23 protein-coding genes and 1 tRNA gene are annotated in these 21,737 nt (G+C 58.6%); 13 read left to right on the plus strand and 11 right to left on the minus strand.

Features of this window, described 5'->3' with window-relative positions; genetic code table 11:
* Positions 1 to 95 precede the first annotated feature (95 nt).
* On the minus strand, positions 96 to 992 hold the full coding sequence (gene rpoH, locus ACR0J4_RS03125; RefSeq protein WP_170551441.1) for an RNA polymerase sigma factor RpoH: 897 nt from the start codon (positions 990 to 992) through the stop codon (positions 96 to 98).
* 145 nt (positions 993 to 1,137) lie between these two features.
* The gene (locus ACR0J4_RS03130) at positions 1,138 to 2,172 is read right to left on the minus strand and encodes an RluA family pseudouridine synthase (protein ID WP_170551444.1); all 1,035 of its coding nucleotides are present in this window, start codon (positions 2,170 to 2,172) and stop codon (positions 1,138 to 1,140) included.
* Here ACR0J4_RS03130 and ACR0J4_RS03135 point away from each other — a divergent pair.
* A complete protein-coding gene (locus tag ACR0J4_RS03135; RefSeq protein ID WP_170551447.1) occupies positions 2,171 to 2,479 on the plus strand; it encodes a DUF6476 family protein in 309 nt (102 codons plus the stop codon). The two genes, ACR0J4_RS03130 and ACR0J4_RS03135, sit on opposite strands and share 2 nt — an antisense overlap.
* On the opposite strand, the gene lipB is transcribed toward ACR0J4_RS03135, so the two are convergent.
* The gene (gene lipB / locus ACR0J4_RS03140; protein ID WP_170642200.1) at positions 2,476 to 3,132 is read right to left on the minus strand and encodes a lipoyl(octanoyl) transferase LipB; all 657 of its coding nucleotides are present in this window, start codon (positions 3,130 to 3,132) and stop codon (positions 2,476 to 2,478) included. The two genes, ACR0J4_RS03135 and lipB, sit on opposite strands and share 4 nt — an antisense overlap.
* A gap of 39 nt (positions 3,133 to 3,171) precedes the next feature.
* The gene (locus ACR0J4_RS03145; RefSeq protein ID WP_170551453.1) at positions 3,172 to 3,831 is read right to left on the minus strand and encodes a DsbA family oxidoreductase; all 660 of its coding nucleotides are present in this window, start codon (positions 3,829 to 3,831) and stop codon (positions 3,172 to 3,174) included.
* Positions 3,832 to 3,961: 130 nt separating this feature from the next.
* On the opposite strand from ACR0J4_RS03145, the gene ACR0J4_RS03150 reads away from it, so the two are divergent.
* Positions 3,962 to 4,048 (plus strand) — tRNA-Leu (locus tag ACR0J4_RS03150).
* Positions 4,049 to 4,728: 680 nt separating this feature from the next.
* Here the strand turns inward: ACR0J4_RS03150 and ACR0J4_RS03155 are convergent.
* On the minus strand, positions 4,729 to 5,145 hold the full coding sequence (locus tag ACR0J4_RS03155) for an HIT family protein (RefSeq protein ID WP_170642203.1): 417 nt from the start codon (positions 5,143 to 5,145) through the stop codon (positions 4,729 to 4,731).
* A gap of 307 nt (positions 5,146 to 5,452) precedes the next feature.
* Between ACR0J4_RS03155 and ctaD the strand changes: the two genes are divergently transcribed.
* The 3 genes from ctaD to ACR0J4_RS03170 all read left to right on the plus strand — a co-directional run bounded on the left by ctaD (position 5,453) and on the right by ACR0J4_RS03170 (position 8,392).
* A complete protein-coding gene (gene ctaD, locus ACR0J4_RS03160) occupies positions 5,453 to 7,111 on the plus strand; it encodes a cytochrome c oxidase subunit I (RefSeq protein WP_170470015.1) in 1,659 nt (552 codons plus the stop codon).
* Between the two features lie 145 nt (positions 7,112 to 7,256).
* On the plus strand, positions 7,257 to 7,856 hold the full coding sequence (locus tag ACR0J4_RS03165; protein WP_170642205.1) for a DsbA family protein: 600 nt from the start codon (positions 7,257 to 7,259) through the stop codon (positions 7,854 to 7,856).
* Between the two features lie 44 nt (positions 7,857 to 7,900).
* A complete protein-coding gene (locus ACR0J4_RS03170) occupies positions 7,901 to 8,392 on the plus strand; it encodes a DUF2244 domain-containing protein (protein ID WP_170551477.1) in 492 nt (163 codons plus the stop codon).
* Between the two features lie 12 nt (positions 8,393 to 8,404).
* Here the strand turns inward: ACR0J4_RS03170 and ACR0J4_RS03175 are convergent, their stop codons facing one another.
* Positions 8,405 to 8,890 (minus strand): GatB/YqeY domain-containing protein, encoded by a 486-nt coding sequence (locus ACR0J4_RS03175; protein ID WP_170457931.1) that lies wholly within the window; start codon positions 8,888 to 8,890, stop codon positions 8,405 to 8,407.
* 182 nt (positions 8,891 to 9,072) lie between these two features.
* On the opposite strand from ACR0J4_RS03175, the gene carA reads away from it, so the two are divergent.
* The gene (gene carA / locus ACR0J4_RS03180; RefSeq protein ID WP_170642210.1) at positions 9,073 to 10,239 is read left to right on the plus strand and encodes a glutamine-hydrolyzing carbamoyl-phosphate synthase small subunit; all 1,167 of its coding nucleotides are present in this window, start codon (positions 9,073 to 9,075) and stop codon (positions 10,237 to 10,239) included.
* Between the two features lie 95 nt (positions 10,240 to 10,334).
* Positions 10,335 to 12,218, plus strand: coding sequence for a glycosyltransferase (locus ACR0J4_RS03185; protein WP_170642212.1), 1,884 nt, complete (start codon positions 10,335 to 10,337; stop codon positions 12,216 to 12,218).
* Here the strand turns inward: ACR0J4_RS03185 and ACR0J4_RS03190 are convergent.
* Positions 12,215 to 12,862, minus strand: a complete 648-nt coding sequence (locus ACR0J4_RS03190; RefSeq protein WP_170376422.1) for a GntR family transcriptional regulator — start codon at positions 12,860 to 12,862, stop codon at positions 12,215 to 12,217. The genes ACR0J4_RS03185 and ACR0J4_RS03190 overlap by 4 nt on opposite strands.
* A 100-nt stretch (positions 12,863 to 12,962) precedes the next feature.
* On the opposite strand from ACR0J4_RS03190, the gene ACR0J4_RS03195 reads away from it, so the two are divergent.
* From ACR0J4_RS03195 to ACR0J4_RS03205, 3 genes are all read left to right on the plus strand, one after another.
* On the plus strand, positions 12,963 to 13,607 hold the full coding sequence (locus tag ACR0J4_RS03195) for a pyrimidine 5'-nucleotidase (RefSeq protein ID WP_170642214.1): 645 nt from the start codon (positions 12,963 to 12,965) through the stop codon (positions 13,605 to 13,607).
* 86 nt (positions 13,608 to 13,693) lie between these two features.
* Positions 13,694 to 13,942, plus strand: a complete 249-nt coding sequence (locus tag ACR0J4_RS03200; protein WP_170470040.1) for a hypothetical protein — start codon at positions 13,694 to 13,696, stop codon at positions 13,940 to 13,942.
* A gap of 73 nt (positions 13,943 to 14,015) precedes the next feature.
* Positions 14,016 to 15,212 (plus strand): UbiH/UbiF family hydroxylase, encoded by a 1,197-nt coding sequence (locus tag ACR0J4_RS03205; protein WP_170642216.1) that lies wholly within the window; start codon positions 14,016 to 14,018, stop codon positions 15,210 to 15,212.
* Positions 15,213 to 15,224: 12 nt separating this feature from the next.
* Here the strand turns inward: ACR0J4_RS03205 and ACR0J4_RS03210 are convergent, their stop codons facing one another.
* Complete coding sequence (locus tag ACR0J4_RS03210) at positions 15,225 to 16,352, minus strand: aminotransferase class V-fold PLP-dependent enzyme (protein ID WP_170551512.1); 1,128 nt, start codon at positions 16,350 to 16,352, stop codon at positions 15,225 to 15,227.
* 231 nt (positions 16,353 to 16,583) lie between these two features.
* Here ACR0J4_RS03210 and ACR0J4_RS03215 point away from each other — a divergent pair, with 231 nt between their 5' ends.
* Positions 16,584 to 17,285, plus strand: a complete 702-nt coding sequence (locus tag ACR0J4_RS03215; RefSeq protein WP_170642218.1) for a GntR family transcriptional regulator — start codon at positions 16,584 to 16,586, stop codon at positions 17,283 to 17,285.
* A 6-nt stretch (positions 17,286 to 17,291) separates the two neighbouring features.
* On the opposite strand, the gene ACR0J4_RS03220 is transcribed toward ACR0J4_RS03215, so the two are convergent.
* A complete protein-coding gene (locus tag ACR0J4_RS03220) occupies positions 17,292 to 17,750 on the minus strand; it encodes an Lrp/AsnC family transcriptional regulator (protein ID WP_170642220.1) in 459 nt (152 codons plus the stop codon).
* On the minus strand, positions 17,747 to 18,202 hold the full coding sequence (locus ACR0J4_RS03225; protein ID WP_170642222.1) for an Lrp/AsnC family transcriptional regulator: 456 nt from the start codon (positions 18,200 to 18,202) through the stop codon (positions 17,747 to 17,749). Before ACR0J4_RS03225 ends, ACR0J4_RS03220 begins: the two co-directional genes overlap by 4 nt.
* A gap of 131 nt (positions 18,203 to 18,333) precedes the next feature.
* Here ACR0J4_RS03225 and ilvC point away from each other — a divergent pair, with 131 nt between their 5' ends.
* Entirely contained in the window at positions 18,334 to 19,356 is a 1,023-nt protein-coding gene (gene ilvC, locus ACR0J4_RS03230; protein ID WP_170642224.1) for a ketol-acid reductoisomerase, read from the plus strand.
* A gap of 123 nt (positions 19,357 to 19,479) precedes the next feature.
* The gene (locus ACR0J4_RS03235; RefSeq protein ID WP_170642226.1) at positions 19,480 to 20,382 is read left to right on the plus strand and encodes a DMT family transporter; all 903 of its coding nucleotides are present in this window, start codon (positions 19,480 to 19,482) and stop codon (positions 20,380 to 20,382) included.
* Here the strand turns inward: ACR0J4_RS03235 and glmM are convergent.
* Positions 20,379 to 21,722, minus strand: a complete 1,344-nt coding sequence (gene glmM, locus ACR0J4_RS03240) for a phosphoglucosamine mutase (RefSeq protein WP_170551525.1) — start codon at positions 21,720 to 21,722, stop codon at positions 20,379 to 20,381. The genes ACR0J4_RS03235 and glmM overlap by 4 nt on opposite strands.
* Positions 21,723 to 21,737: the final 15 nt, after the last annotated feature.

Genomic DNA, 21,737 nt, shown 5'->3' on the forward strand with positions numbered 1-21,737 from the left:
ATGCAAAGAGGATGAGGTATCCGGCGCAGCACTTTGATTTTCATCATTATAAAAAAACAGCCCGCAGACATCTGCGGGCTGTGCGATCCTTGGATCTAGCGGGTAGTTAACATACCCTTCTCGCGGGCCAGATCGCGCATTTTCTTTTGAAGTTTCTCAAAAGCGCGAACCTCAATCTGACGGATACGCTCGCGGCTCACATTGTATTGCGTGCTGAGCTCTTCCAAAGTCACCGGCTGATCCATCAAGCGACGCTGCGTCAGGATGTCCTTCTCGCGGTCATTCAGCACCTCAAGCGCAGCGGCCAGCAACTCACGCCGAGCGTCCAGTTCATCACGAGCTTCGTAGTCACCCGCCTGATCGGCATCTTCGTCCTCAAGCCAGTCCTGCCACTGCATGGTGCCTTCACCCTCGGACCCGACGGTCGCGTTCAGCGAGGCATCGCCGCCCGACATGCGGCGGTTCATGCTGATGACCTCTTCCTCGGTCACGCCAAGATCATTGGCGATCTGAGTGACGTTCTCAGGACGCAGGTCGCCCTCTTCCAACGCACCGATACGCGCCTTGGCCTTGCGCAGGTTGAAGAACAGCTTTTTCTGCGCCGAGGTCGTGCCCAGCTTCACCAGCGACCAGGACCGCAGGATGTATTCCTGGATCGAGGCGCGAATCCACCACATTGCATAGGTCGCCAGACGGAAGCCCTTTTCCGGGTCGAACCGTTTGACCGCCTGCATCAGGCCCACATTGGCCTCGGAAATAACCTCGGCCTGCGGCAAACCGTAGCCGCGATAGCCCATGGCAATCTTGGCCGCCAGACGCAGATGCGATGTGACCATTTTATGAGCGGACTCGGTGTCCTGCTCTTCGACCCAGCGCTTGGCCAGCATGTATTCTTCTTCCGGCTCCAGCAGGGGAAACTTGCGAATTTCCTGCATATAGCGGTTCAGGCCGCCCTCAGGCGTCGGCGCGGGGAGATTTGCGTAATTTGCCATTTTGATGTCCCTCCGACAAATGTTTAGCTCTTTAACATACGATATGGGTAAGGAACCCATCCCTTTCAAGAGGTACCGTTAACAGTTTGAAATTAAGCTTGGGTAAAGGAAAGCTAAGAAACTCTTACTCACAGGAGTTTGCGTATTATGACAGAGGGGTGCGCAGCGTTTCAATCAGGTCCTGCATATCCTGCGGTAGATCCGCTTCAAATCGAAGGTTTTCGCCGGTTACCGGATGTTCAAAGCCCAAAACGGCGGCATGCAACGCCTGACGCGGAAAAGCCCGGACGGCCTCGGCGGTTGCCGCACTGAACGCTTTGGCCGCCAATTTGCGTTTGCCGCCATAGACCGGATCGCCGACCAGACCATGACCTGCATGGGCCATGTGCACGCGAATCTGATGGGTGCGCCCTGTTTCCAGCCAGCATTCGATCAATGCCAGCCCAGCCGGCGCACCAAATGTTTCAACCACACGCGCCCGCGTCACCGCGTGCCGCCCTCCGTGAAACAGAACCGCCTGTTTCTGACGGTCGGTCTTGTGTCGGGCAAGCTGAGTGGTCACCCGCATGATGTTGCCGGGCTCGAAACTGACACCTTTGACACCCCGCAAGCGCGGGTCATTGGCATCGGGCACCCCGTAGCAAACCGCTCGGTAGTAGCGTTCAACACTATGCGCCTCGAATTGCGCCGCAAGCCCGTGGTGAGCTGCATCCGATTTGGCGACCACAAGTAGCCCGCTGGTTTCCTTGTCGATCCGGTGGACAATGCCGGGTCGTTTGACCCCGCCAACCCCGGACAAGTCTGCCCCGCAATGATAAAGCAGCGCATTCACGAGCGTTCCACTCGGCGAACCTGGCGCAGGATGCACGACCATCCCGGCGGGTTTGTTCACCACAATCAGCTCGTCATCCTCGAAGACCACATCCAGCGGGATATCCTCGGGGCCGATATGGCTGTCTTCGGCCTCAGCAACCGTGATGACCACCATGGCTCCTTCCGCCACCTTGGCCTTCGGATCGCGCACCTCAGCGCCCTCGACCAGAACCGAACCTTCCTCGATCAAACGCGCCAGACGGGTGCGTGACAGGTTTTCCTCGGCTGGAACATCCCGCGAAAGCGCCTTATCAAGGCGAGGCGGCGGAGCGGCCGCGATCTGAAACTCAACCTGTCGGGTGCCCATGACTGTCCCTTCCGAACCTCAAGAAGAACCGCAGGAAACGCCACAGCTGAGGCTGCTTCGGCGCATGGTCATGTTGCTGACCGCGGTGATGATTGGCGGGGTTCTAGTGACATTCGCACTGATTGTCATCCGGCTATCGGACCGGACCCCAACCCTGCCCGATCAGATCGAACTGCCGGATGGAGCCAAAGCACAAGCGGTAACGATCGGGAACAACTGGTATGGCGTCGTCACTGACGACAACCGCATCCTGATCTTCGACAAAACCACTGCGAAACTACGGCAAGAGATAGTGCTGGAGCCCTAGGCGTCGGCTTGTTCGAAGACTTCCGCAAAGGTCTTTTGCAGGGCAGTATCCACATCTGCCATGGTCACCGGCAACCCCAAGTCAACCAGCGATGTCACGCCGTGTTCCCGAATGCCGCAGGGCACAATGCCCGAGAAATGGTCCAGCTCAGGCTCAACATTGATCGAGATGCCGTGAAAGCTGACCCATTTTCGCAGGCGCAGACCAATAGCGGCGATCTTGTCTTCCGCGGGTTGTCCAGTGATCGTCAGTGGCTTGTCGTCCCGCTGCACCCACACGCCAACACGTCCGTCGCGAATCTCGCCTTTGACGTTGAACTCGTCCAATGCGGCGATCACCCAGATCTCGAGCTGCTTTACAAACAGGCGCACATCACGGCCTCGCTTGTTCAGGTCGAGCATGACATAGGCGACGCGCTGGCCGGGGCCGTGATAGGTGTATTCCCCGCCACGCTTGCTTTCATAGACAGGGAACCGGTCAGGGTCGGTTAGATCCTCGAGTCGCGCAGACGTACCCGCCGTGTAAAGGGGTGGGTGTTCCAGCAGCCAGACGCATTCGTCAGCCTCGCCTGCCGCAATAGCCGCCACGCGCGCCTCCATAAAGGCGACGGCCTCCTGGTAGTCGGTCAGCCCGTCTGAGATCTTCCATTCCATGCTTGCCTCATACCGCGCCGGTTGGTTGGGGGAAAGAGGTCACGCGGCCTCTTCCAGACATTGCTTGAGGACATTGGCGTATGTCTCGACCCCTTGCGCCCCTGTAGTCAGGTATTTCCCGGCGAACACCATCGAAGGCACGCCGGAAATGCCGCGACTGGTCCAGAATTGCTGTTTCTCCCGCACCGAGGCCTGATGATCCCCGGATGCCAAAGCCGCCCGCGCGGCTTGCGGGTCCAACCCGGCCGCCTCAGCCGCGTCTGCCAGTACATCGATGTCAGAAACATCCTTTTGATCCGTGAAATATGCTTCGAAAAGCGCAAGCTTCAGGGGATGCTGCCGCCCCTGCCCCTCGGCCCAGTCCAACAACTGATGCGCCTGGAACGTATTCACCATGCGGCTGTCGTCGGTGAAATTGAAAGCAAAGCCAAGCTCTGCCCCAATCGAGGTCAGCCTCTCGCGCGCCTGTGCGCTTTGTTCGGCGGTGCTGCCGTATTTCTCCATGATGTGTTCGCGCAGGTTCTGCCCTTCGGCTGACATCTGCGGGTTCAGTTCGAACGGATGCCACCTGAGCCGCGCGAGTACGTTTTGCTGCTGCAGCGCCTGATCAAGCTGCTTGAAGCCGACGATACACCAAGGACATACAACATCAGAGACAACATCAATCTGAACAACGGGGCGGGTATCCGGGGTGGTCATCGGGGGCTCCTACAGGGTGGTTGGCTGATACACATATGAATGCCGGTACTGAATTTAAACCAACGCGCTTTTGCCTCTTCACATCCGGGTTCCAAGGGTCTATACGCCGCGCTACCAAGTCATTGGCAGTGCGGTCGTGGCGGAATTGGTAGACGCGCAGCGTTGAGGTCGCTGTGGGGTAACTCCCGTGGAAGTTCGAGTCTTCTCGACCGCACCAACAAAAACAATAGCTTGGCTGTTTCCCCTCAATTCCGCGACTATTTTTAGCAACTGAAGAGCAGCTTTTCGTCCGCCTTTGACGGAACAGCATTGCCGCGCCCAAGCTTTCTACCTTTTACAAAAGACAACCACTTGAGCGCCAAACAAGTTGTCCCAGGCACCTAGATACGCGATCTTGTTTGGCAGGCTGAAGGACTGGCGGCGCATGGCAATAGGGTAGTACTAGAGCCCCAAGGCATTATTGTCCGCAACCGCGTTCGTCGCACTCTTTTCCTATTGGCTATTGGTCATAAGCCTGGCGCATCAAATGCCCTGATCGAATCGCCGAAGCGCCCAAATCCACGTACAATCCCTGCGCCCGCGCCCCTCTGTTTCCAAGCTGCAGCTATCGGTCATTTCAACCCTGCAATATTCGATAGCAATTGTGGCCATTTAAGTAAAAGCTTAACCAAATTCCATTAAACCGGCATACATTCGCCCGGTTAAAGAGTAACATTGTCCTACCAGTCTTGAGTGAGTGGTATGTTAACCGGTAACCCGGATCTGCTCCGGTGACCCGTAATGTGTATGAGTACGAGTCTGCCGTTCCGACCCCAAATCGGAACGGCAATTTCGTTTCCGGGCTATGCTTAAGGCAGTTCGGACAGCCGAATACACGATTTCATACAGCCGAGGAGCCTAGAGCGCAGCCTTGATCTGTTCGGCGTGTTTGGCGATCTCTTCGAAATCCCCCATCTTTCCGGGCGCACGCAGGGCCTCGCCTTCATGCCGGGGCAGAATGTGAAAATGCAGGTGGAAGACCTCCTGCCCGCCTGCGGTTTCGTTGAATTGCTGAATGGTCACCCCACCGGCATCAAACGCCTGCTTGGCAGCACGGGCCAGTTTCTGAACGGTTGCCATGACGGCATTCAACTGCTCGGGCGTGGCGTCCAGCACATTGCGGCACGGGGTTTTCGGGATGACCAGCAGATGACCATCGGCGCGAGGCATGATGTCCATGAACGCCAGCGTCTCATCATCTTCGTACACACGGGTCGAGGGGATTTCGCCGCGCAGGATTTTGGCGAAAATATTGTCCGGATCATATGCTGACATGTCGGGCCTCTGAATTTGCAATGGGTTCAAAGGAGTTCTGCGGTTCGAACGTGCCTCGGTCAAGGCGGAACTCGGCCGATTCAGGCTGACGAACCTGCGTGACCTCTTGAAAGCTGGGATGAAATAGCCAGATTCGACCCATTGATGATCTGAATTCGCGGCGCAGCGCTCTGCCCGCGACAATTATTCTTGATCCAGATCAAACTCGGCCATTGAAGGCAACCTCAACGCAATCTAAAACCAGCAGTAATCCCGCGCACCGGAGAGGTCTGGTTGCGCGGCGTAGTTGCAACAGGAGGCACCTAAAATGGCAGACGCAGCCATTCATGGCCACGATCATGAAGACGAGCGCTCGTTCTTTCAGCGCTGGTTCATGTCGACCAACCACAAGGACATCGGGATTCTCTACCTTATCTTCTCGGCTATCGCCGGGTTCATCTCGGTGGCGATGACCGTTTACATGCGGCTTGAGCTGATGCACCCCGGTGTTCAGTACATGTGCCTGGAAGGCTTCATGGCCGATCCATGTACGCCAAACGGCCATCTGTGGAACGTGATGATCACCTATCACGGTGTTCTGATGATGTTCTTCGTTGTCATCCCCGCCCTGTTTGGCGGATTTGGCAACTATTTCATGCCGTTGCAGATCGGCGCGCCGGATATGGCGTTTCCGCGGATGAACAACCTGTCCTTCTGGCTGTACGTCGCTGGTACCTCTCTGGGCGTGGCTTCGCTGCTCAGCCCCGGCGGTAACGACCAGCTGGGTTCAGGCGTAGGCTGGGTTCTATATCCACCGCTGTCCACGACAGAGGGTGGCATGTCCATGGACCTTGCGATCTTTGCCGTGCACGTATCGGGCGCCTCCTCGATCCTCGGCGCGATCAACATGATCACCACCTTCCTGAACATGCGTGCCCCGGGCATGACCTTGTTCAAGGTGCCGCTGTTCAGTTGGTCGATCTTCGTCACTTCGTGGCTGATTCTGCTGTCGCTGCCCGTTCTGGCCGGCGCGATCACCATGCTGCTGATGGACCGTAACTTCGGTTTTACCTTCTTTGATCCGGCCGGTGGCGGTGACCCGATCCTGTATCAGCACATCCTGTGGTTCTTCGGCCACCCGGAAGTGTACATCGTGATCCTGCCCGGCTTCGGCATCATCAGCCATGTGATTGCGACCTTCGCCCGCAAGCCGATCTTCGGTTATTTGCCGATGGTCTGGGCGATCATCGCGATTGGTGTGCTGGGCTTCGTCGTGTGGGCGCACCACATGTACACCGTTGGCATGTCGCTGCGTCAGCAGGCCTACTTCATGCTGGCCACGATGGTCATTGCGGTTCCGACTGGTGTTAAGGTCTTCTCGTGGATCGCCACCATGTGGGGCGGCTCGATCGAGTTCAAGACACCGATGCTGTTCGCCTTCGGCTTCCTGTTCCTGTTCACCGTTGGCGGTGTGACAGGCGTGGTTTTGTCGCAAGCCGGTATCGACCGTGCCTATCACGACACCTACTACGTTGTGGCGCACTTCCACTATGTGATGAGCTTGGGTGCCGTCTTTGCGATCTTCGCTGGCGTCTACTTCTACTTCTCGAAGATGACCGGTCGTCAGTACTCGGAGTTCTGGGGCAAGGTTCACTTCTGGATGTTCTTCATCGGTGCCAACCTGACCTTCTTCCCGCAACACTTCCTGGGCCGCCAGGGCATGCCGCGCCGCTATATCGACTACCCTGAGGCTTTCGCTCAGTGGAACTTCGTGTCGTCGATCGGTGCATTCGTGTCCTTCGCTTCGTTCCTGCTGTTCTTCGGCATCGTATTCTACGCCCTCTTCCGCGGCGCAAAGGAAACACGTCCGAACCCGTGGAACGAGTACGCGGATACGCTGGAATGGACCCTGCCGACCCCGCCGCCCGAACACACCTTCGAGCAGCTGCCAAAGCAGGAAGACTGGGACAAAGGCCACGCGCACTAAGCCCTAACTGAAAAACAAAGAAACCCCGCAATCCCGGCGGGGTTTTTCTTTGCGCATTCACCTTTTGGAACAACACATCGCCAGATCGGGCAAAATAGGCTATTTTGGTAAGGGAAACTCATCCGGCAATCCGGGGAGGGTCCAGATGCCCGAAATTGACTTTTGGTATTCGATCGGAAGCACATACAGCTTTCTTACGATCATGCGCCTTGATGATTGGTGCACTGAGAACGACACCTCAGTGCGTTGGCGTCCGTTCAACGTGCGCAGCGTGATGTCCGAACAGCAGAACGTGCCCTTTGCCGGCAAGCCTGTGAAATCTGCCTATATGTGGCGTGATATCGAACGTCGGGCGGCCAAGTATCATATCCATGCCAAGCTGCCCGCGCCCTACCCCATTTCGGACTTGCCTCTGGCCAATCAGATCGCCCTACTCGGGATGAGTGAGGGTTGGGGCAAGGATTTCACCCAGAACCTCTACCGGATCTGGTTTGAAGACGGTGTCGAAGCAGGCAGTGAGACCGCTCTATCCGAGGCTCTTTTTCGGTGCCAGCAAGATCCCCGCCTTATCCTTTCCCGGGCGCGCAGCCCTGATGCCGTTGCGGCGTTAGAGGCTGAGACCGAACACGCAAAACGCCTCGGGGTTTTCGGCGCACCCAGCCTTGTCGTACGGGGCGAGGTTTTCTGGGGCGATGACAGATTGGACGATGCGCTGTCCTGGGTCCGGGTTGGCCACGTCGTTTGATCTTTAACCTTAGACAGCACATAACTTTGCGCTAGTTTTCCGCTATGCCCTATCAATGGAATCATACCTCTGACACCGAACAGGAATTGCGCCTCTGGCCGCATAACTCATTGCCCCCGCGCGGCGCGATGATCGTGATCCTGTCGGTTTTCACCTTCGGCCTTATTCCCGTTCTGGCCATGTTGGGGTCGGTTGTCCTATGGGGGTTACTGCCCTTCCTGTTGTTGACAGTTCTGGGCCTGTGGCTCGCGATCCAAACCAACTACCGTGCGCGCAGCGCAGTCGAGGTTCTGACCCTCAGCGGCTCGCAGGCGCGTCTGGTCCATCAGTCTCCGGGAAAACAGCGGCAGGAATGGTCCTGCAACAGGTATTGGGCCCGCCCTGAGATGCACGAAACCGGTGGGCCGGTGCCGCACTACGTGACCCTGATTGGAGCCGGTCGCGAGGTCGAGATTGGCGCATTTCTGTCCGAGGATGAACGGATCACCCTCTATGACGACCTGATAGCAAAACTGCGCGGACCGGCCGCGCAGTAAAGGGGTTTAGTCTCAGCAGTCGCCGTTTGAAGCGGCGCACAGATGGTCTTTGACCATCGGTCCGACCTTACCGAAATCCATCTGACCGGTGTAGCGCGTCTTCAACTCGCCCATCACCTTGCCCATATCGCGGATCGAGCCCGCTCCGGTCGCGGTAATAGCGGTCTGAATCGCTTTCGAGACCTCATCTTCATCCAGCTGCTTGGGCAGGAATTCCTCGATCACCGAGACTTCCAGCAATTCCCGTTCCGCCAGATCCAGACGTCCGCCTTCTTCATAGGCGCGGGCGCTTTCCTTGCGCTGCTTGGTCATTTTACCAAGGATTTCAAGAACCTCGGCGTCGCCGCAGCCCTTGGCCTCTTCGTTTTGCGAGCCGCGTGCGGCGATATCGCGATCCTTGATCGCAGCATTGATCAACCGCAGAGTCGACAGCCTCTCGGCCGCCTTGTCTTTCATCGCTTGCTTCAGGGCGGCATTCACCCGTGATCGCATGTCCATATGGTTTGTCCATCCCCATGACAAAGGAACCCCGAACATATCCAAACAAAAAGCGTGATACAACAGGGGACGAATACCGCTAAGCTATTGAAAAACAACAATAGCCTAAAAAATGATCAGACTTGACCCGAACGTATAACCCCCTTAGGTATGCGCCGATTTACCTGCAGGAGAGTTGCGCCATGGCCCAGAACGCCCCGTCCAAGCCCACCGCATGTCTGGCTTTGGCCGACGGAACTTTGTTCTACGGAATGGGCTTCGGCGCCACCGGACAGACCGTGGCCGAGCTGTGCTTCAACACCGCCATGACCGGCTACCAAGAAATCATGACCGACCCCTCCTATGCCGGGCAGATCGTCACCTTCACCTTCCCGCATATCGGCAATGTCGGCGTGAACCCTGAGGATGACGAAACCGGCGATCCGGTGGCCGCGGGCATGGTCGTCAAGTGGGACCCAACTGAGCCATCGAATTGGCGCTCGGCTGAAGAGCTGAAGGGCTGGTTGGAGCGTCGTGGCCGTATCGCGATCGGTGGCGTAGACACCCGCCGCCTGACCCGCGCGATCCGCCAGCAGGGAGCGCCGCACGTCGCATTGGCCCACGACCCCGAGGGCAACTTCGATATCGAAGCACTGGTGTCCGCTGCGCGCGGCTTTGCGGGGCTTGAAGGGATGGACCTCGCGAAAGACGTCACCTGCGCCCAAAGCTATCGCTGGGATGAGATGCGTTGGGCCTGGCCTGACGGCTACGAGCGCCAAGAGGCCCCTGCCCACAAGGTTGTCGCACTTGATTTCGGCGCAAAGCGCAACATCCTACGCTGCCTGGCGTCGGCCGGATGCGACGTGACCGTTCTGCCGGCAACTGCCACAGCGGCCGAGGTTCTGGCCCATGAGCCAGACGGCGTCTTCCTGTCCAACGGCCCCGGCGACCCGGCGGCCACGGGTGAATACGCCGTGCCGATGATCAAGGAGATCCTCGATACCACCAAGCTGCCGGTTTTCGGCATTTGCCTTGGTCACCAGATGTTGGCCTTGGCGCTTGGCGGGCAGACCGTCAAGATGAACCACGGTCACCACGGCGCGAATCACCCGGTCAAGGATCTGGAGACAGGTAAGGTCGAGATCACCTCGATGAACCACGGCTTTGCGGTCGACGCGCAGTCGCTGCCCGACGGCGTGGTTGAAACGCATCGCTCGTTGTTTGACGGCTCGAACTGCGGCATCCGCATGACCGACCGGCCTGTCTATTCGGTGCAATACCACCCCGAGGCCTCCCCCGGTCCGCAGGACAGTTTCTACTTGTTCGAGCGTTTTTCCAGCGCAATGGCGGACGCAAAAGCACAGGCATAAACACCATATTCCCGCGTGTTTATCACAGTTAACCGCGTGTTAACCTTAGTTGATCAACTCTGACGCCAACAAACGGTGTCGGGGTTATCTCTTTTATGGTTGATTTGAACGCACAAAAAACCGCTGCAACACATCCGATCCCGTCGCCTGAGCTTCGCAAACCCGTGGGGGCGTGTCTGGTCGATGCCGGGGTGATCACGCAGGACCAGCTGGATCATGCGCTGGACCTTCAGGCCCGTCAGAATGCTCCGCTCGGAGAAATTCTGGTGAGTGAGGGCTGGGCCAGCCGCAAAGATGTTCTGGCCGCATTGTCCGCGCAAACCAACCTGCAGATCGCCGATCTGGTGCAAACCCCGCCTTCTGCTGAGCTAAGCGCTCTCAAACCCATGGAGTTCTGGCTGCGCCACAATGTGATCCCGTGGCTGCGGATCGGTCCGTTTCTGTTTGTCGCCACCGCGCGCCCGGATCGCTTCGCCACGGTCTCGGCCGAAATGGCGGGCTGCGATTTAACCATCGTTCCGGTTGTCGCCGCTGCCGATCAGATCGACCGCTCGATTGCGCAGATCTTCTCGGACCAGTTGGCCCAAAACGCCGAGGCCCGCGTGACCGAGGATCAAAGCTGCCGCACCTGGACCGCCTGGAGCCGGACCCGCAGCGCGAGCATTGTGGTGCTGGCGTTGCTGGCTTTCGTTTCGTTTCCGTTGACGGGGATGGCCGTTCTGGCGACGGCGGCTGTGGTGTCGCTTCTGCTGTTCATGATCATGCGTTTCTCGGGCCTCTTGGCTTTTGCCCACCAAAACTTGCGCCCGCAGCCTGCCCCCTCCTCGCCGGTGACCGCTCTGCGGCAGCCCTGCGTGTCGATCATGGTTCCCTTGTACAAAGAGCGCGAGATCGCAGGCGCGCTGATCCGGCGCCTTCAACGCCTGACCTACCCCAAGGCGCTGCTGGATGTGATTTTGGTGCTGGAGGAAAAAGACGATGTCACGCGGGACACGCTGTCAAAGGTCGACCTGCCCAGCTGGATCCGAACCATCGAAGTGCCCGAGTTGAACAGCCTGACCACCAAACCCCGCGCCATGAACTACGCTTTGGATTTCTGTCGGGGCGACATTCTGGGGGTCTGGGATGCAGAAGACGCCCCGCAGCCCGATCAGATCGAGCGTGTCGTTGATCATTTCACACAGGCTGCGCCCGAAGTTGTCTGCCTGCAAGGCGCGCTGGACTACTATAACCCGCGCACCAACTGGCGGTCTCGCTGCTTTACCATCGAATATAACAGCTGGTTCCGCGTCATCCTTCCGGGAATCGCCAAACTGGGTTTCGTGGTCCCTCTGGGCGGCACGACCTTCTTTTTTCGCCGCGACAAACTGCTGGAGCTTGGCGGATGGGACGCCCACAACGTGACCGAAGACGCCGATCTGGGCGTGCGCCTCTGCCGCGCCGGCTACAGGACCGAGATCGTGAACACCACCACTTTTGAAGAGGCCAACTTTCGCGCCTGGCCTTGGGTCAAGCAACGCTCGCGCTGGCTCAAAGGCTTCATGGTCACTTACCTTGTCCATATGCGCGCGCCGCTGCGCCTGCTGCGGGATCTGGGACCGCTGAAATTCATCGGTATTCAGGCGTTTTTCATGGGCACAGTCGGGCATTTTCTGCTGGCCCCTGTCCTGTGGATGTTCTGGCTGACCACGCTGGGGCTGAACAACCCGTTCCTCCAGGTGATCCCGATGCAGACCTTCAAAACCCTTATCTGGCTGTTTCTGGCCGCAGAAGCGTTGAACTTCATCATCGGCGTCATCGCCGTCTGGGCGAAAGAGCGACGGTTCCTGCTACCCTGGGTCCCTACGATGATCCTATACTTCCCGCTGGGGGTCGTGGCGGCCTACAAAGCATTGTGGGAACTGGCCGCCAAACCGTTCTTCTGGGACAAAACCCAGCACGGGCAGGCTTCTGAGGACCTGCCGCCGCAAGAGGTCTAGCCGTCACGCCGGATCGCATCCTGCTTCAGACGGGTCATGAACGCGACCGAGATATGCTCTTTCAGGGCCTTCGCTGCGGCCTCTTCATCCCGCGCGGCGATGGCTTCGACGATGCCCTTATGTTCGCTCTGCGCGATTTCACTGCGCCCTTGCGCCGCCAGAGATGTGGTCGCCATTAACGCCATGGTCCGATGCACAAGGTCCAGTTGCTGCACCAGATAGCGGTTGTGTGAGGCCAAATGGATCTGCTCGTGAAACCGTCGATTCGCGCGCGACAGAGCCGCCGGATCATCGACCAGCGCATCATCCTCGGCCACCATCTCCTGCAACACGCGAATTTCTTCCTCGGTCGCATGTTTGGCCGCGAGACTTGCGGCCAGCCCCTCCAACTCGCGCCGCACGATGTAAAGTTCGGCCATTTGGTTGTGGTTCAGGGAAGCCACGATCAGCGATCGCCCGTCCCGTTCAAGCAGAGACTGCGTTTCCAGACGTTGCAACGCCTCGCGAATGGGGGTGCGTGATACGCCGAACCGTTCGGCCAACTCGCTTTCGACCAGACGATCTCCGGGCTTGTAGATACCGACATCAATGGCGTCGAGTATTAGCGTATACGCGTCTTTGCTGGGGTGTCTGGATTGGGGCATGGGGCGATTGGTCTCCTCGTTCGGACCTGTCTATCCGTCCTGACCGTCTGCAATCAAGTGCGGCATTGAAAACCCTCCCGCAGCGCCCTACACCCAAGGCATGGTTAAACCGTCCTTCAGCCACGTCACGCAATGGGTGTTCGATCTGGACAACACCCTCTACCCGCCACAGATGCGCCTGTTCGATCAGATCGAGGTGTTGATGACGGATTACGTCGTGCAAGCCATCGGCGTCGACCGGGCCGAGGCTGACCGTCTGCGCGGGCACTACTGGCGTGAATACGGAACCACTCTGGCTGGTTTAATGGCCGAGCATGATCTGGACCCCGACCCTTACCTGCATGCGGTTCACCAAGTCGACTTGAGCCATATGGACCCAGACACCGAACTGGCTGACCACATACGCGCCCTGCCCGGTCGCCGCATCGTCTACACCAATGGCAGCGCCCCTTATGCCGAGCGTGTCCTTGAAGCGCGTGGGCTGACCGGTCTGTTTGATGCCATCTACGGGGTCGAGCATGCCGGATATCGGCCTAAACCCGAAAAGGCCGCGTTCGAGGCAATCTTTACACAGGACGGGATCACAGCGGAGACGGCCGCGATGTTCGAAGACGACCCGCGAAATCTGGCTGCCCCACATGAGATGGGAATGCGCACGGTTCACGTCGCACCCGACCCGCATGATGCCGATCATATCCACCATCATACCGACGATCTGACCGCCTTCCTCGCCCGCCTGCGATAGGCTGTCACACTGCGACGATCTGTATATTCTGCAGCTGCAAAATCATCCCTATATGCCGGTCTGCGACGAACAGAACGGAGACCCTGATGACCGCGACAATGATGCCGCAGCGCCTGCCGATTTGGCAGCGCCTTCTCTTTGCAATTCCCCTCTTTGGCTGGATGGCCCGCGACGTGGCCGATGGCCGCCCCGAGGACCTGGGCTATACCGCCGCTGCGATTGTGAGCATGTGGGGCTGTTCGGCATTGCTGTTTGGTCTGCCGGGCCTATACATCCCTGCACTGATGATGGTTCCGGTGATGTTTCTGGTCCTCATCCTGATTTCGCGGGGCTGACACGCGGGACAGGATGTCGCTTGGCGCAGGGGCATGAACCGAACTAGGTTTTGCCGGGAACGGAGAATGCGCCATGACTGACAGCTGTGATATCCTGATTTCCGGCGGCGGCATCGCCGGGCTGACCGCTGCCGCCGCATTCGGCGCCGCTGGGTATAAAGTGGTATGCGTAGACCCAACACCGCCAATCACCGAACGCGACGTGGATGGCTCCGACCTGCGGACCACCGCGTTTCTGCAACCCTCCCGCATTTTGCTGGAACAATGCGGATTGTGGGACCGGCTGGACAGCCACGCCGCACCGCTGCAAGTTATGCGGATCGTTGACGCGGGCGGCGACGTTCCCGAACCGCGCGTCGTGCGGGACTTCAACGCCTCGGACATTTCCGAGCAACCTTTTGGCTGGAACCTGCCTAACTGGCTGCTGCGGCGCGAGATGGTTGCGCGCCTGTCCGAGCTGCCCAATGTCGATTTCCGACCCGGCACAGCGACGGTCAGCTTGTTCACACGCACCGCCGAGGCCCGTGTGGGGCTAAGTGACGGTAGCCGTATCCGCTGCAAGCTGGTGATCGCCGCAGACGGGCGCAACTCACCGATGCGCGAATCTGCGGGGATTTCCGTTCACACCACGCGTTACGGTCAAAAGGCCCTGGCCTTTGCGGTGACACACCCCATTGCGCATGAGAATGTCTCAACCGAGATCCACCGATCTGGCGGGCCGTTCACCCTGGTGCCCTTGCCCGATTGGCAGGGTCAGCCATCGTCGGCCATCGTCTGGATGGAGCGCGGCCCGCGCGCGGTCGAGTTGCTGAACCTCGACGCGGACGCCTTTGAGGCCGCGATGACAGAACGCTCCTGCGGGTTGTTTGGACCTTTGAAGCTGGCCTCACGCCGCACAATCTGGCCGATCATCAGCCAATCCGCCGAACGGCTGTCGGGCGAACGTATTGCCCTGATGGCCGAAGCCGCGCATGTCGTGCCGCCCATCGGCGCGCAGGGTCTGAACATGTCATTGGGCGATCTGCGTACTCTGCTGGACCTCGCACAGGCCCGGCCAGAAGGTCTGGGCGACGCACAGATGCTTGAGGCCTACCACAAAGCCCGCCATACCGAGATCGAACTGCGGGTCAAAGGCATCGACCTTCTGAACCGCACCTCTATGCTTGAGGCGCGGCCCCTGAGGGACGCGCGTGCTATGGGCCTCAACGCGCTTTATTCCATGGCGCCGGTGCGCAAGACGTTGATGCAGATGGGCCTCGGCATGCGCTGAGGCCCTAGCGGCTTACAGAACCTGATCCAACACGCGCTTCAAACGCGCAATCGTGCCATCGACATCATAGAGCTTGTCGAGACCGAACAGACCCAGCCGGAAGGTGCTGAAACCGGCAGGCTCATCACATTGTAGCGGCACGCCAGCCGCGATCTGCATCCCCAACGCGGCGAATTTCTTGCCATTCTGGATTTCGGGATCGGCGGTATAGCTGACCACAACGCCCGGAGCGCCAAAGCTCTCGGCCGCGACTGAAACGATGCCCTTGTCCTTAAGCATCGCGCGCACACCATTACCCAAGGCCCACTGCGCCTCACGCAGTTTTTCAAAGCCGTAGTCCTGTGTCTCGGCCATCGTATCGCGGAACGCGCGCAGCGCGTCGGTTGGCATGGTCGCGTGATAGGCATGACCGCCATCCTCATAGGCCTGCATGATTTGCCGCCACTTCTTGAGGTCAATGGCAAAGCTGTCGGACTGAGTGTCCTGCAACCGCGCCTCGGCCCGGTCCGAGAGCATGACCAGACCGGCACAAGGCGACGCGCTCCACCCCTTCTGCGGGGCCGAGATCAGAACATCCACGCCAGTGGCCTTCATGTCGACCCACACGCAGCCTGACGCGATGCAATCCAGAACCATCAGCGCGCCAACCTCATGCGCCGCTGCGGCCATGGCCGAAACATAGTCATCCGGAAGAATCACCCCGGCCGAGGTTTCCACATGCGGGGCAAACACCACATCCGGGCGCTGCTCGCGGATCGCCGCAACCACATCGTCAATCGGTGCGGGCGCAAACGGCGAAGGACTGTCATTACCGGTCTCACGCGCCTTCATCACCGTGACCGATCCGGTCAGCGCGCCGTTTTCGATAATCTGGCTCCAACGGTAGGAAAACCACCCGTTGCGCACCACCAAGACATTGGCATCACGGGCAAATTGACGGGCCACGGCCTCCATCCCATAGGTGCCACCACCGGGGATGATGGCAACGCCATCCGCATTGTAGACCTGTTTCAGCATGCCCGAGATATCGCGCATCACCTGCTGAAAGCTTGCAGACATGTGATTCAGGGATCGGTCCGTGAACACAACCGAAAATTCTTCGAGGCCGTTTGGGTCGATGGAATCCAGCAAGGCGGGCATTTGATGTCCTTTCAATCAGTGTTGACGGCACCTTCAACACATTATCATTGCGGGTAAAGCGCATTTCCGACGAAAAGGTGACGCAAAGTCATCTTTGTTTTTCAGTAAAAATTAACCCTCAAACGCGCCAATATTTTAGTATTGACGCCAACTAGTATCACATACCCTTTACACTTCTGCGTGCTTCTGCCCAGATGCATACACTTTTAAAACGAAGGGAAATTAGAACCCGTGACTGCAAATAAGCGGATCAGCTTTCAGAGTGTTCGAGATGAGGTAAAGCGCAGGATCGAAAGCCGAATTTGGCCTCAGGGATCATTGCTGCCGACCGAGACCCAGCTGGCGGAAGAATTCAATTGCGCCCGCGCGACCGTTAACCGCGCCCTGCGCGAACTGGCTGATCAGGGAGTCGTCGAACGCAAACGCAAAAGCGGAACACGCGTCAAGAAAGAGCCCAGCAAACATGCCAAACTGGAGTTTTCGCTGACTCGTCAGGTGGTTGAGAACCAGAACGCGGCGTATCGCTATGCTCTGGTCGAGCGCAACGTTGTCACTAGCCCCGGCTGGCTGGCATCGCAACTCAGCGTAGCGCCAGATGCACGCATCCTGCACGTCATTTGCATGCACTACGCCGACAACAGGCCATTTCAGCTGGAAGAGCGCTGGATCAACCTAGATACTGCGCCCGAAGTCGAGGAGGCCGACCTGAGTGACAATGGCCCGCACGAATGGCTGTTGAATGCAGCACCGTTCACCGATGCCGAGGTCGCCTTTTGCGCCGTGTCAGCCGACAGCCGATTGGCCGAGTTCATGGGCACCACCGCAGGCACGTCGATGATTCAATTGGAGCGCACAACCTGGAAGGATGAAAAGCCCCTGACCTTCGCGAGGATGACGCATCATCCGGGCTTCTGCATCCGCACCAAGTACTGATCCCGTTCAGCCGATCGGTCCGGGCAAACGTTCTTCGCTGAGCAAGACATTTGCCTCGACATCACCGGCACCCGGAAGGGTCATGATCCGCCGCCGCAGGACCCGTTCGAAATCCGACAGATCTCGCGCCACCACGCGCAGACGGTAATCGTATAACCCCAGAACATGCTCGACGGTCTGTACCTCGGGGATGGCGCTGACGGCGCGCTCGAAATCCTCAAGGCTCACCTGCCCTTTGCGCGCCAGTTTAACGCCTAGGAAGACGGTGACGCCGAATCCTAAAGCCTCGGCATTCAGGCGTAGACGACGGCCCTTGATTACGCCCGCCTCTTCCAGCCGGCGAATGCGCCGCCACGTGGCGGGTTGCGACAGATTCAGACGTCGCCCAAGCGCACCGGCACTTTGGGTTGCGTCCTGAACCAGCGCTCGCAGGATCTTGCGGTCGATCTCATCCAGCTCGATCATACTGGCAGCACCTCGTCTCGTTTGAGACGCGCGATGTGCATCAAGGCCTCGATATCGGCGATATGCGGTAGGGTCAGAATGCGGTCCCGATAGACCTGCTGATAGTGCGCCATATCCCGCGCCAAAACCGAAAGGCGCACATCCACGCGGCCAAGGAAGGTCTGAATTTCGATCACCTCGGCAACCTCGCGCGCGGCCGCGGTGAATTCGTCAAATGCCCGAGCCTGCGTCTTGTCCAGCGTGATCCGCAACGAGACCTCAACCGCGTAGCCCAAGGCGGCCCAGTCGATCACGGCCTCTTGGCCTTCGATCACCCCTGCCGCCTGCATCTTTTCTATGCGCCTCCAGCAAACACCCGAACTGATGCGGCACCGTTCGGCAAGCTCCGCTGTTGTCAGGCTTGGGTCCGCCTGGAAATGGCGCAGTATCCGCCGATCAACATCATCAAGCATGATTTTTTCACATTTTGTCTAATTGAGGAATTATTCTTCATCTTTTTCACAAATACTCAATCTCAACCCTATCGCCAATACCAAAGGCTCTAGCTAAAAGCACAGCAATCGAAACAGAAAGGACCAGCGAAATGCGCGTCTATTACGATCGCGATTGCGACATCAACCTGATCAAAGACAAAAAAGTGGCCATCCTGGGCTATGGCAGCCAAGGTCACGCGCACGCGTTGAACCTGCGCGACTCGGGTGCGAAGAACCTGGTCGTCGCTCTGCGCGAAGGTTCACCCTCGGCCAAGAAAGCCGAAGCTGAAGGTCTGGAGGTCATGGGTATCGCCGAAGCGGCAGCCTGGTGCGACGTCATCATGTTCACCATGCCCGACGAACTGCAGGCTGAGACCTACAAGAAATACGTGCATGACAACATCAAGCCCGGCTCGGCCATTGCCTTCGCGCATGGTCTGAACGTCCACTTCGGCCTGATCGAGCCGAAAGAAGGTGTCGACGTCATCATGATGGCCCCCAAAGGCCCCGGCCACACCGTGCGTGGCGAATACACCAAAGGTGGCGGCGTGCCTTGCCTTGTTGCCGTCAACAACGACGCGACCGGCAAAGCACTGGAAATTGGTCTGTCCTATTGCTCGGCCATCGGTGGCGGCCGCTCGGGCATCATCGAGACCAACTTCCGTGAGGAATGCGAAACCGACCTGTTCGGCGAACAAGCTGTTCTGTGCGGTGGCCTGGTTGAGCTGATCCGCTGCGGCTTTGAAACTCTGGTCGAAGCGGGCTACGCGCCCGAGATGGCTTACTTCGAGTGTCTGCACGAAGTGAAGCTGATCGTTGACCTGATCTATGAAGGCGGCATCGCTAACATGGATTACTCGATCTCGAACACGGCCGAGTACGGCCAGTACGTCACCGGCCCGCGTATCCTGAAATACGACGAGACCAAAGCGCGTATGAAAGAGGTTCTGAACGACATCCAGCAGGGTAAATTCGTTCGCGACTTCATGCTGGAAAACGCCGTTGGCCAGCCGACCATCAAAGCGTCGCGCCGTACCAATGACGAGCATATGATCGAGGAAACCGGTGCGAAACTGCGCGCCATGATGCCCTGGATCTCTGCCGGTAAAATGGTCGACAAAGAAAAGAACTAAGCCCGGCAACCGTCGGCGAAAGGGCGGCTCGTTTGGCCGCCCTTTTTCATTTGCACCCACTTAAGCCTCAACCCATAAACGCCTGATCGAAGGCGATTTTCACCTTTTCCTGCAGGTACTAACATGGTGTCCCAGCCCACAAAACAGGATTGGATCGGCGTCCTCTCGCTTGGCCTTATCTGGGGCGGTACATTCATGGTCGTGGCCATGGCGCTTGAGGGGTATGGCCCGATCACGGTTGCAACATCCCGCACCACGCTTGGCGCTTTGACACTGCTCTTGCTGATGCGGATCACCGGACGTCGGTTTCCAACCCTCACCCCGGTGCTTGGCGGCTCGATCATCCTGATCGGCGTACTGTCCACGGCGATACCGTTCATGTTGCTCAGCTGGGGACAGCAATTCGTACCATCGGCTTTTGCGGGCCTGTCTATGGCGGCCATCCCCTTGATGGTGCTGCCACTGGCGCATTTCTTCTCGGACGAACCGCTCAACTTGCGTCGTTTTGTGGGGGTGTGCCTTGGGTTTTCAGGCGCATTGGTCCTGATTGGTCCGGGGCTTTTGCAACTGGGCCAAGGAACCGAGCCACTTGCGCAAATGGCCTGCGTCACGGCAGCATTGTGCTACGCGGTATCCTCCATCCTGACGCGGCGGTGCCCTCCGATTGATCCGGTTGCACTGGCGGCCCTGACATTGCTGGTGGGCGCGACGCTGCTGCTGCCGATCATGTTGATGACCGAGGGCTTGCCCGAATGGCAAGGCACCCGCCCCACTCTGGCGCTGATGGTACTGGGCCTGGTGCCGACAGCCTTAGCGAACCTCTTGCGTGTCTCGATCACGCGCAGCGCGGGGTCGGTATTTCTGACCCTCGTGAACTATCAGGTCCCCGTCTGGTCGATGGTTTTCGGAGCGTGGATCCTGTCCGAGGCCCTGCCTCTGCGATTCTACATCGCACTGACCTTGATCCTGACGGGCATGGCTATCAGCCAGTGGTTCAGCCTGCGCAAAGCTCTAATCGGGCGCTAGGTCGCCGCTGCTTCAACCTCGGCGACAATGCCATCAACCACTTGCGTCAGCAGGGCGGCATCTTCGCATTCAGCCATGACACGGATCAGAGGCTCGGTCCCTGATTTGCGGATCAGCAAACGACCCTGCCCGTTGAGGCGTGCTTCGGCATCGGCAATCGCGGCTTGAACACTGGCGACCTCAAGAGGCAGTTGACCCTGTTGATAGCGCACGTTCTTCAACAGCTGAGGAACCGTTTCAAACTGCTGCGCAAGCTCAGAGGCTTTGCGTCCGCTCAGAACCATTTCGGACAGGAAATGTAGCCCAGCCATCAGGCCGTCGCCGGTTGTCGCATAGTCACTCATGACGATATGGCCGGATTGTTCGCCGCCAAGGTTGAAGCCGCCTTGGCGCATCCGTTCTACGACATAGCGATCGCCAACTGCCGTACGCTCCAGCCGCAGGCCTTGCCCTTGCAGATGTCGCTCCAGCCCGAGGTTGGACATGACCGTCGCCACTAAAGCACCGCCACGCAGCTGTTCGGCCCGCGCCCAAGCCCCGGCCAACAGGGCCATCAGTTGATCGCCATCGGCAACCTTGCCGTTTTCGTCTATCACGACGACCCGATCCGCGTCGCCATCGAGGCAGATACCAACATCCGCGCCATGCGAGACAACGGTTTCCGCAGCAACACGCGGCTTGGTCGAACCACATTCGAGATTGATATTCTTACCGTTGGGCGACACGCCCATCGGGATGACTTCGGCACCAAGCTCCCACAGGACCTCGGGCGCTGTGCGGTGGGCGGCACCATTGGCGCAGTCAATCACCACTTTCAAACCATCCAGACGCACATCGCGCGGAAGCGAGGATTTGACCCGCTCGCCATAACGGAACCGCGCGTCATCAACCCGACGGGCACGCCCGATATTCTGCGCCTTTGCGGGGTTGACGCCTTCTTCGATCAAACGCTCGATCTCAAGCTCGGCCTGATCTGAGAGTTTATATCCGTCAGGCCCGAAGAACTTGATACCGTTGTCTTCCGCTGGATTGTGGCTGGCCGAAATCATGACGCCCAGATCCGCGCGCATGGATTGGGTCATCAGACCCACCGCAGGGGTCGGCACCGGACCCAGCAGCAAAACGTTCATACCGGTCGAGGTCAAACCCGCCGTCAGCGCGTTTTCCAGCATATAGCCAGACAGTCGCGTGTCCTTGCCGATAACCACGCGGTGAACTCCGGTCGAGTCGCGGCGGAAATAGCGCCCGACCGCCGCACCTATACGCAAGGCCATTTCTGCTGTCATCGGATGCGTATTGGCTGTGCCTCGCACACCGTCAGTTCCGAACAGCTTGCGCATAGTCGACTCTCCGTA

The sequence above is a fragment of the Ruegeria sp. B10 genome (assembly GCF_056539825.1).